Annotated in this window: 9 protein-coding genes; 5 read left to right on the forward strand and 4 right to left on the reverse strand. The window is 73.6% G+C overall.

From position 1 onward, the window contains the following. Positions 1-1,228 (reverse strand): trehalose-6-phosphate synthase (locus KBX39_RS12150; protein WP_210870504.1); only part of this gene is annotated, 1,228 nt, incomplete at its 3' end. Positions 1,229-1,400: 172 nt separating this feature from the next. After that, a complete protein-coding gene (locus KBX39_RS12155) occupies positions 1,401-2,240 on the reverse strand; it encodes a DUF308 domain-containing protein (protein WP_043329408.1) in 840 nt (279 codons plus the stop codon). Between the two features lie 186 nt (positions 2,241-2,426). On the opposite strand from KBX39_RS12155, the gene KBX39_RS12160 reads away from it, so the two are divergent. Beyond that, entirely contained in the window at positions 2,427-3,122 is a 696-nt protein-coding gene (locus KBX39_RS12160; RefSeq protein ID WP_210870505.1) for a 1-acyl-sn-glycerol-3-phosphate acyltransferase, read from the forward strand. 3 nt (positions 3,123-3,125) lie between these two features. On the opposite strand, the gene KBX39_RS12165 is transcribed toward KBX39_RS12160, so the two are convergent. Further along, positions 3,126-6,674 (reverse strand): adenylate/guanylate cyclase domain-containing protein, encoded by a 3,549-nt coding sequence (locus KBX39_RS12165; RefSeq protein WP_312247090.1) that lies wholly within the window; start codon positions 6,672-6,674, stop codon positions 3,126-3,128. A 59-nt stretch (positions 6,675-6,733) separates the two neighbouring features. On the opposite strand from KBX39_RS12165, the gene KBX39_RS12170 reads away from it, so the two are divergent. Then, entirely contained in the window at positions 6,734-6,976 is a 243-nt protein-coding gene (locus KBX39_RS12170) for a hypothetical protein (RefSeq protein WP_043329413.1), read from the forward strand. A gap of 62 nt (positions 6,977-7,038) precedes the next feature. Here the strand turns inward: KBX39_RS12170 and KBX39_RS12175 are convergent, their stop codons facing one another. Then, on the reverse strand, positions 7,039-7,731 hold the full coding sequence (locus tag KBX39_RS12175) for a Crp/Fnr family transcriptional regulator (protein WP_013287664.1): 693 nt from the start codon (positions 7,729-7,731) through the stop codon (positions 7,039-7,041). A 248-nt stretch (positions 7,732-7,979) separates the two neighbouring features. Here KBX39_RS12175 and KBX39_RS12180 point away from each other — a divergent pair, with 248 nt between their 5' ends. The 3 genes from KBX39_RS12180 to KBX39_RS12190 all read left to right on the forward strand — a co-directional run bounded on the left by KBX39_RS12180 (position 7,980) and on the right by KBX39_RS12190 (position 10,253). Beyond that, positions 7,980-8,483 (forward strand): polyadenylate-specific 3'-exoribonuclease AS, encoded by a 504-nt coding sequence (locus tag KBX39_RS12180; RefSeq protein ID WP_043329415.1) that lies wholly within the window; start codon positions 7,980-7,982, stop codon positions 8,481-8,483. Positions 8,484-8,541: 58 nt separating this feature from the next. Next, on the forward strand, positions 8,542-9,045 hold the full coding sequence (locus tag KBX39_RS12185) for a pyridoxamine 5'-phosphate oxidase family protein (RefSeq protein WP_043329417.1): 504 nt from the start codon (positions 8,542-8,544) through the stop codon (positions 9,043-9,045). Positions 9,046-9,224: 179 nt separating this feature from the next. Next, entirely contained in the window at positions 9,225-10,253 is a 1,029-nt protein-coding gene (locus tag KBX39_RS12190; RefSeq protein WP_043331080.1) for a 6-phosphofructokinase, read from the forward strand. The last annotated feature ends 31 nt before the right edge of the window (positions 10,254-10,284 follow it).

Consider the following 10,284-nt stretch of genomic DNA (forward strand, 5'->3'; position numbering starts at 1 on the left):
GGTTGACCAGGTACGCCTGCTCCAGCTCGGAGGCGGCGCCGGCGAACTCGCTGAGCAGCAGCGCGCCGGTGCCGTCGACCCGGGCCGCCACGTACTCCTTCGCGACCAGGTTCATCCCGTCGCGCAGCGGCGTCACCGCCATCACGTCCGCGACGCGGTAGAGCGCGACCAGCTCGGCCCGGTCGAACGGCTGGGAGAGGTAGTGGATCGCCGGCTCGCCGACCCGGCCGAACTCGCCGTTGATCCGCCCGACCTGGTGCTCCACCCGGTCCCGCAGGATCTGGTACTGCGCCACCCGGTCGCGGCTGGGCACCGCCACCTGCACCAGCACGGTGTCGCGGACCTTGATGTCGCCGCTGGCGAGCAGCTCGCGGTACGCCTTGAGCCGCTGCTCGATGCCCTTCGTGTAGTCCATCCGGTCGACGCTGAGGATCACCTGCTCCGGCTGGCCCAGGTCCTGCCGCAGCCGGCGGGCCCGCTCGGCCACCTCCGGGCGGGCCGCGAGCGCGGACATCTCGGCGGTGTCGATGGCGACCGGAAAGGCGCCGATGCGCACCACCCGGCCGTCGACGCCGATCCGCCGGTCGGTGGCGGGCAGGCCGAGCACCTTGGTGGCGAGCTGGGCGAAGTTGTGCGCGGCCTGGGCCCGCTGGAAGCCGATCAGGTCGGCGCCGAGCATGCCGCGCAGCAGCTCGGCGCGGCGCGGCAACTGCATGAACAGCTCCGGCGGCGGGAACGGCACGTGCAGGAAGAAGCCGATCCGCAGGTCCGGCCGCAGGTCGCGGAGCAGGCCGGGCACCAGCTGGAGGTGGTAGTCCTGCACCCAGACCAGGCCGCCGGGCTCGGCCGTCTCGGCCGCCGCCTCGGCGAAGCGCTGGTTGACCCGCTGGTACGCCTCCCACCACCGGCGGTGGTACTCCGGCTGCTCGACGGCGTCGTGGTAGAGCGGCCAGAGGGTGGCGTTGGCGAAGCCCTCGTAGTGGTCGCGGAAGTCCTCGGCGCTCAACGGGACGGTGTGCATCCGGACGCCGTCCACGTCCGGCAGCGCGGGGGCGGGACCGGTGCCGCCGGCCCAGCCGACCCAGGTGGCGGGCGTCTGCCGCAGCAGCGGGTGCAGGGCGCTCACCAGGCCGCCGGGGCTGCGGCGCCACTCGAAGGCGCCGTCGGGCGCCACACTGTCGTCGATGGGGAGGCGGTTGGCCACCACCACCAGGGGGCTCTGTCGCATCGGGCATTCCGCTCAGCAGGGGACCGGCGACCCGGAAGAGACGCAAGCCGGACAGCCGGTGCGGGACGTGACGTTCAGCCTATTCCTACTGACTGTAAGTTACACGCTTGTTACGTCCCGGCCCAGGGGCGAGCGGCGTCCCGCCATCCGGGCAGAGCCGGACGGCGCGACCTCAGACGACCGCGCCGTCGTCCGGGTCGTGGTCGTCCCGGTCGCCGGGACGCAGCCGCCAGATCAGCATCACGAAACCGGCCAGGATGCCGGAGAAGCCGAGCAGCGTCACCACCGACGGGTCGACCAGCGACACCACGGTGGGGGACAGGAACAGCAGGAAGCCGAGCACGATGCAGGCCACGCCGAGCACCGCGTACTTGGAGAAGCGGGGCAGCGGCGGCGGCGGGGGCGGGGTGTAGTGCTCCTCGTCCGACGCCTCGTCGGGCAGGTTGGCGCCGAACGTGTCCAGGCCGTCCAGCAGCGAGGGCTCGTCGTGCCGGTCCCGGCTCAGCGAGACGCCGGAGATGTCGGCCGCGTACGGCAGCCGGCGCACGTCGGTGGCGGTCGGCCCGGCCGGCTCCTCGGGGCGGCTGCCGGCGGCGGCGCCCGGCGGGGGTGGGTCGTCCACGTCCTCTGCCGCGGGCCAGGGGTGGCTGCCGGCGCTCGGCGCGGTGTGGAACCCGGCGACGATCTTCGCCCACTCGGCCTCGATGTCCGGCTCGTCGGCGCGCGGCTGCTCGCCGCCGCCCTCGTCGGCGAGCTGGGTGAGGTAGTCCCGGGCGGTGGTCAGGTGCGACCTGTCGACGTAGAGCCGGTCGACCGGGCGGGCCGGGACGGTGGTGGTGCGGGTCACCGGGTTCAGGTCGGCCGAGGGCTGGAGGTAGGCCGCGATGCCACCGGCGGCGAGCACGTCGAGCAGGTGCTCGCCGACGCGTGGATCGACGTCGCCCGCGACCGCGTACTCGGCCGCGTCGAGCCCGTTGTCCCGCCGTCCCCGACGGGGCCCGCCCCCTGACACCGGACACCCCCTTCGCCGATCCCTGCCCGTGCCCTGAATCGTGACACGTCGGCACCCGGTTCCGGGAGTGCGTTGTGGCGTGCCGCTCGTCGTTCGTACCCTCTTCCCGGACTCCTCCGGGCGCCGACGGCGCCTCCGGGGCCACGCGGCGACCCGCCCGCCGCCACCGACACGGGAAGGACGCCGGTGCTGTACTGGCTGCTGAAGTACATCATCCTCGGCCCGCTGCTGAGGCTGATCTTCCGCCCGCAGGTCGAGGGACTGGAGCACGTGCCGGACACCGGGCCGGTGATCCTCGCCAGCAACCACCTCTCCTTCTCGGATTCGATCTTCACTCCGTTGATCGTCAAGCGAAAAGTCACATTCATCGCCAAAGCCGAATACTTCACGGGTAGGGGCCTCAAGGGCTGGCTCACCAAGATGTTCTTCGTCGGCTCCGGCACCATCCCGGTCGACCGCTCCGGCGGCCGGGCCGCCCGTGCCGCCCTCGACACCCAGCTGTCGGTGCTGCGGGCCGGCGGCATCGCCGGCATCTACCCGGAGGGCACCCGGTCGCCGGACGGCCGGCTCTACCGGGGCAAGACCGGGGTGGCGCGGCTGGCGCTGGAGAGCGACGCCCCGGTGGTCCCGATGGCCATGCTCAACTCCGACGCCATCCAGCCGACCGGCCAGATCATCCCCAACCTGGGCCGGGTGCGGATCCGGTTCGGGCCGCCGCTGGACTTCTCCCGCTACGCCGGGATGGCCGGTGACCGGTTCGTCGAACGGGCCGTCACCGACGAGATCATGTACGAGCTGATGGAGCTGTCCGGCCGCGAGTACGTCGACACGTACGCGCAGAAGGCCAAGGGCGCCGGGGCGCGCCAGCCGGTACCGGCCTGACCCTCAGCCCGCCCCGGCGATCCGCAGCAGCCCGCCCGCGGCGTGCCGGTCGGCGAACGCGCGTACCCGGGCCAGCGTCGCCGCCGCGGCCGGCGGGTCCGCCTCGGTCAACGGCCCGACCGCCAGCGCGGACGCGATCATCTGGTCGGTCACGTCGGTCATCTCCGCGTACCCCTCGGCGGCGGTGGTGAGCAGCCGGCCCGCCCGCGCGGCGTCCCCGGCCCGCCGGGCCAGCGCCGCCTCGGCCGACCTCCCGGCCGCCCGCGCCCAGCGGGTCACCCGTGGCGCGTGGGCCAGCAGGTCGCGCACCAGCTCCGCGGCGTCGCCGCCGAGCAGCGCGGCGACGTGACCGACCGCCGGCACCCACTCGGCGAACGGGATCATCTTGGTCTGCCGCCAGTCCTCGTCCAGCTCGGTGAGCAGCGCCATCGCCTCGTCCCGGCGGCCCTGCACGGCGCGGCAGAGCGCGGCGTGCGCCAGCGTGGAGCGCAGCACGCGCTGGAAGCCGCTGCGCCGGGCCGCGACGAGCGCCTGGTCCACCAGGTCCTCGCCGGCGCCCGGGCCGGCCGGGTCGTCGCCGAGCGCCCGGATCCAGCCGGACACGGCCACGATGTGCAGGTCCCACTCGTCGGTCGGGCGTCGCGTCGACCCCTCGGCCATCCGCAGCGCCGCCGTCCAGTCCCCGCTGTAGTACGACTGGGCCCACTGGTCGCTGAAGCTCACCGTCAGCGCGTGCTCGCCGGCCAGGTCCAGGGACCGCTGCTCGTCGACCAGCCGGGCCGAGCCGGTCAGGTCGCCCTCCTCCTGCAGCACCCAGGCCAGGTTGTGCACCGCGCGGCGGCGGCTGGTCAGCCGCTCCACCCGGCACTCCTCGGTCACCTCGGCCAGCTCCGCGTACGCCTCCTCGGCGCCGGCCTGGTAGCGGACCACGGCGAGCGTGATGCGCGCGTTCGCCCGCGCCTCGGGCAGCCCCAGCCGCTCGGCCAGCTCGGCGGCGCTGCGCGCGGCCACGCACGCCGGCTCGGTCTCCGCGTCCAGCATGTGCGCCCGGGCCAGCTCCAGCAGCACGCCCACCTTGTCCTCGCTGTCCGGCAGCGTGGCGTGCAGCCCGATCGCCTGATCCAGGCAGCGCATCAGCTCCGAGCGGTCGGCCCGGGCGAAGGCCGCCGTGGCCAGCAGCCGCCACGCCTTCGCCGCGCCGGGCCGGTCACCGGCGTCGGCCAGCCGGCCGGCCAGCGTGGTGAGCAGCGCGGTCCCGCCGCCGTCGAGGAACCCGTCGCGGTCCCGGTAGAACGCCAGCTCGGCCTGGAACAGCTCCAGCGCCGGGTCCGGTCCGCACTCCACGCTCAGCGCGCGCTCCACGAGCGTGGCAGCGGTCTCCAGCGCGTGCAGCTCGTACGCCCGGCGGGCGGCCCGGTGCAGCGCGGACCGGGTCGCGGCGGCGTGCGGGGCCTGGTCCAGCCCGACGGTACGGGCGATCTCGTGCGCCGCCCACCTGTGGTTGGCCAGCACCTCGGCCCGGTCGTGCTGCCGGCCGTCGGCGAGCTGCTCCAGCCAGTCGGCGGTGCGCTGGTGCCGGGCGACCCGCTCGGCCCGGGGCAGCCGCTGGTAGCAGACGTCCCGGACCAGCACGTGCCGGAACCGGTACTCGGCCTGGCCGGGCATGGTCGAGACGGGCAGCTCGTAGACCAGGTCCCGGCGCTGGAGGTGGTGCAGCGCGCGCTCGACCCACTCCGTCGGGCGGCCGAGCGCCAGCGCCACCGGCGCCGCCCAGAACTGCACGCCCACCACCGAGGCGGCCTGGAGCACCGCGCGGTCGGCCGGGTCGAGCAGGTCCAGCCGGTTGGCGATGACCGCCTGCACGGTACGCGGCATCCCGGCGACCCCGGCCGGGTCGACGAGCGCGAGCCCGGCGGTCCGCTCGGCGAGCCCGCCGTCGAGCAGCATCCGCGCGTACTCCTGGGCGTAGAGCGGGTTGCCGTCGGCGAACTCGATCAGCGGCGCCCGCGCGTCCTGCGGCAGCGTGGCCTGGCCGAGCAGCAGCGAGTAGAGCGTGTCGATGTCCCCGTCGTGCATCGGCGGCACCGAGATGGACATCGCCCCGCTGATCGTGCCGGTCCAGGCCGGGTGCCGCTCGCGCAGCTCCGGCCGGGCGGTCGCGACGACGAGCAGCGGCACGTTGCGCGCCGCCGCGCCGAGCTGCTCGACGAAGGACAGCATCGCCTCGTCGGCCCAGTGCATGTCCTCGAAGACGAGCACCGTGGGGCCGGTCGCGGCCAGGGCGAGCAGGAAGCGCCGCCACGCCGCCTCGGTCTCGGCCGAGGTGAGCCGTTCGCCGGAGACGCCGACGAGCGGGCCCAGCGCCTCGGCCAGCCGTACCGCGTGCGGCTCGGCGAGGCGGCCCAGCCGCTCGCGCAGCCGGTCCCGGACGGTGGCCGGGTCGTCGGCGCCGGTCAGCCCGGCCCAGCTGCGGACGATGTCGGCGAGCGCGGCGTAGGTGACGTTCTCGCCGAACGGCGGGCACTGGCCGGTCAGCCAGGTGACCCGGGCGCCGGGCAGGCTGGCGGCGTGCCGGGCCAGCTCGCGCAGCAGCCGGCTCTTGCCCACCCCGGCCGGGCCGAAGACGGTGAGCAACTGCGAGGTGCGCTCGGTCAGCGTGCGGTGCAACGCGCTGACCAGCAGGCCCCGCTCGTGGTCCCGGTCGACCATCGGGGTCAGCTCGGCGGTCTGCCCGTCGCGCCGGGGCCGTGCCCGCACGGCCAGCCAGATCCGGCTCACCGTGGACCGGCCGCGCAACGTCACCGGCGGCTGGTCCGCGTACTCCATCTCGCGCCGGGTGGCCGCCCACGTGCTCTCGTCGACCACCACGCCGCCGACCGGGGCGAGCGCCTGCAACCGGCTGGCGGTGTTCACCACGTCGCCGGTGACGAACGCCTGGCCGCCGTCGCGCGCCGCGGCCAGGTCGACGAGGGCCTCGCCGGTGGCGATGCCGACCCGGAAACCCAGCGGCGGGTGCGGCCCGGCCGGCTGGCGGGCCAGGCTGCGCTGCAGCTCCAGCCCGGCGCGTACGCAGCGCAGCGCGTCGTTGTCGGTGGCCACCGGCGCGCCGAACAGCGCCATGACGGCGTCGCCGATGTACTTCTCCACCACGCCGCCGTACTGGTGCACCAGCCGGCGCACCGTGGCGAAGTAGACCTGTTGCAGGCTGCGTGCCTGCTCCGGATCGGCCCGCTCGGCGTACGTGGTGAAGTCGACGATGTCGATGAAGAGCACGCTGACCTGCCGGCGGTCCTCCTGTACCGCCACCGCGTGGTCGCGCAGCGGCTGACCGCAGTTGGTGCAGAAGTTCGCGCCGGTGTCGTTGGCGTGCCCGCAGCCCGGGCAGGACGCCGCCAGCGGACGGCCGCACCCGCCGCAGAAACGGTCGTCCGGCCCGGCGGTCCGGGCGCAGTGTCCACAGGTGAGGTCGATGTCCGGCTCCGTACGCGTGAGGTCCCCAGTGTCCCGCGCGGCCGCCGCAGTCGGGTACCCGACGGGTCGGCGGGACGTCACGGCTGTTCGGCCGGGTCTAGTCTCCCCTAGCAGGAAGTCCCGTCGACAGGGAGATTGCCGTGCACGTCCGGCTGTCCGCCTCATGGACCGATCCACGGGGGACGGTGTGGGCCGTCGGCGACACGGTCGACGTGGACGCCGTAACCCTCGCCGAACTGGAGGAAAAAGGAATGGTGGAGCAGCCCGCGGGTAGCGGATCGACCGAGACCACGACCACCACGACGACCCCGCCGAAGAAGACCGACCCCTCGAAGATCGGCCCGGGCCCGAGCGCGCCCCCGGCCGACAGCGACAAGGACTGACGGTCCGACCACGACGACGCGGGGGCCGGCGGGACGACCGCCGGCCCCCGCGTCGTCGTCGCTCAGCGGTCGTTCATGCCGGCCCGGCGGCGCAGCGCGGCCACGTCGGTGACCACGATGCGGCGCCCTTCGGTACGCAGCCAGCCCCGGCTGGCGAACGAGCCGATGGCCTGGTTGACGCTCTGCCGCGAGCCGCCGGCCATCTCGGCGAGCTGGCTCTGGTTCAGCTCGATGGTGATCATCGGGGCCTGGCTCTCGCCGGCCAGCCGGACCAGCGTCTTGGCCACTCGGCCGGGCAGGTCGAGGAAGACGTGGTCGGCGTTCTGCTCGGTGAGCCGGCGGATCAGCTGGCCGAGCGAGCGCATCACCGCGTCCAGGATGCGCGGGTTGGAGTGCACCAGCTCCATGAAGGCGGGCCGGGACAGCGCCAGCGCGGCGCAGTCCTCGATCGCCTCGGCCGAGGCGGACCGGGTGGAGGCGTCCAACAGGGACACCTCGCCGAGCACGTCCGGGGGTCGGATCACCGACAGCACCGCGCGCTCGCCGGTCGGCGCGGTACGGAACACCGCGACCGCGCCGCGGCGCAGGACGATCAGCGACTCGCCGGGGTCGTTCTCGACGAAGAGCAGCTGCCCCTTGCGGTAGGTGCGCGGTACGGCCGCGGCGATGACCCGCTGCCGCACCTCCGGCTCGAGCCCGGCGAACATCTCCACGCCCGTGAGCGCGTCACCCGGCTCCGGCAGGCGAGACTCCACGGCTCAACCCCTCCCCGGTCAGAAGTCACGACTCGCACACCGGGTGAAGCTGTCAGTCCCGGTACGAAGGCAGCTCAACCGGTTCGGCGCCCGACGGCGGTACACATCAGATCATGACGGTCCCGTCGCGTGCTGTACACCCCCGGAGACACTTCCGTGACCATGGCCCGGCCGTGTCCGGCACGCCGCCGACCTCGGCGGACGCCCCGGCGGGCGGTCCCCGGCGGTGATGGGCGAGGATGAGGGCGATGGTCTACCGCTATTTCTACGACTGCGAATTCATCGAGGACGGCCGGATCGTCGACCTGGTGTCGATCGGCGTCGTCGACGAGTACGGCCGCGAGTTCTACGCGGTCTCCACCGAGTTCGACGACTCCCGGGCGGTGCCCTGGGTGCGGCGCAACGTGCTGGACAAGCTCCCCTCGCCGGCCGACCGGGCCTGGCGCTCGCGCGCGCGCATCCGCGACGACCTGCACGACTTCCTGCTGGAGCCGGTGCGGGACCGGCCGGGCGAGCAGCTGGAGCTGTGGGCCTGGTACGCCGCGTACGACCACGTCGTGCTGGCCCAGCTCTGGGGCGCGATGCCGGCGCTGCCCCGGGAGATCCCCCGGTTCACCAAGGAGCTGCGCCAGCTCTGGGACGACCGGGGGCGTCCCCGGCTGCCGGACGCCGAGGCGGACCGGCACGACGCGCTCGTCGACGCCCGGCACAACCTGGCACGGTGGCGGGCGATGACGGCGCGGGAGGTTTGACCGGTTCCGCCCAGGGCACGGGAGCGGCATCTACGCCGATCCGAGACAGGAGTGCCCCATGAGCCATGAGCCGACAAGCGCCGCGGACGCCCGCCGCCGGGTCACCGAGCTGATCCGGGACGCCCGGATCTGCCTGCTCACCACCACCGGCGTGGACGGTCGTCTGGTCAGCCGCCCGATGGGGCTGCAGGAGGCGGAGTTCGACGGGGACCTGTGGTTCTTCGCATACGCCGACTCGGCGAAGGTGCGGCAGATCCGGGTCAACCCCCAGGTGAACGTCGGTTTCTCCGACCAGCGCCACCACGCCTGGGTGTCGGTGGCCGGCACCGCCACCGAGGAGTGGGACCCCGAGCGGGCGAAGGAGCTGTGGAACCCGCTGCTCAAGGTGTGGTTCCCGGACGGTCTGGACACGCCGGGGATCACGTTGATCAAGGTGCACGCCGGCTCGGCGGAGTACTGGGACTCGCCCGGCAGCACAGTGGTGAACCTGCTCGGGTTCGCCAGGGCGGCGGTGACCGGCAAGCCGCCGAAGGCGGGGGAGAACCACGAGGTCAGCTACTGACGGGTAGGGCCGTCCGTCGTCCGGAACGGCCCGGGGTGCGGTGTCGGCGTACACCTGTGGCGACTACAGTGCGCACTGACGGCCCGCCCCGGGCCGGCAACGGCGCCGATGGTCTGATCTGACACATATCCTGGGGCTTATCCGGGCTTCACCTGATGCTCCAGGAGGATGAGCAGATCATGCGTATCGGCGTGCTCACCGGCGGCGGCGACTGCCCAGGTCTCAACGCGGTGATTCGGGCGGTGGTCCGCAAGGGCGTCGCCACCTACGGTCACGAGTTCGTGGGCTTCCGGGACGGCTGGAAGGGCCCGCTCGAGGGCCTGACCAAGCCGCTGGGCATCCCCGAGGTGCGCGGCATCCTGCCCCGCGGCGGCACCATCCTCGGCTCGTCCCGCACCAACCCGTTCAAGATCGAGAACGGCGTGGAGCGGATCAAGGAGAACCTGGCCGCCCAGGGCGTGGACGCGCTGATCGCGATCGGCGGCGAGGACACGCTCGGCGTCGCCACCAAGCTGCACGAGCTGGGCGTCCACGTCATCGGCGTGCCGAAGACGATCGACAACGACCTGGGCGCCACCGACTACACGTTCGGCTTCGACACCGCGGTGAACATCGCGATGGAGGCGATCGACCGCCTGCACACCACCGCGGAGAGCCACCACCGCACGCTCGTGGTCGAGGTCATGGGCCGGCACGCCGGCTGGATCGCGCTGCACGCCGGCCTCGCCGGTGGCGCCAACGTGATCCTGCTGCCGGAGCGGCAGTTCGACGTCGAGCAGGTCGCCGGCTACGTCGAGAAGCGCTTCCAGCACCAGTACGCCCCGATCGTCGTGGTCGCCGAGGGCGCCCAGCCGCTGGACGGCCAGATGGTGCTGCACAACCAGGAGCTGGACGCGTTCGGCCACGTCCGCCTGGGCGGCATCGGCCAGTGGCTCGCCGAGCAGCTGGAGGCGAAGACCGGCAAGGAGGCCCGCACCGTGGTGCTCGGCCACATCCAGCGCGGCGGCACGCCGACCGCGTTCGACCGGGTGCTCGCCACCCGGCTCGGCCTCCACGCGATCGACGCCGCGAACGAGGGCGACTGGGGCAAGATGGTCGCGATGCAGAGCACTGACATCGTCCGGGTCCCGCTGGCCGACGCCACCCGCGAGCTGAAGACCGTGCCGCTGGAGCGGTACGCCGAGGCCGAGGTCTTCTTCGGCAGCTGATCGACGGCGCACGGCGTGGGGGGGCCGGGTT

Source organism: Micromonospora sp. D75 (assembly GCF_018070405.1).
Classification (GTDB): domain Bacteria; phylum Actinomycetota; class Actinomycetes; order Mycobacteriales; family Micromonosporaceae; genus Micromonospora; species Micromonospora chalcea.

Coding starts and splice junctions, on each gene's coding strand:
- KBX39_RS12190 (WP_043331080.1), top strand. CDS start 9,225: ATGCGTATCGGCGTGCTCACCGGCGGCGGCGACTGCCCAGGTCTCAAC.
- KBX39_RS12185 (WP_043329417.1), top strand. CDS start 8,542: ATGAGCCATGAGCCGACAAGCGCCGCGGACGCCCGCCGCCGGGTCACC.
- KBX39_RS12180 (WP_043329415.1), top strand. CDS start 7,980: ATGGTCTACCGCTATTTCTACGACTGCGAATTCATCGAGGACGGCCGG.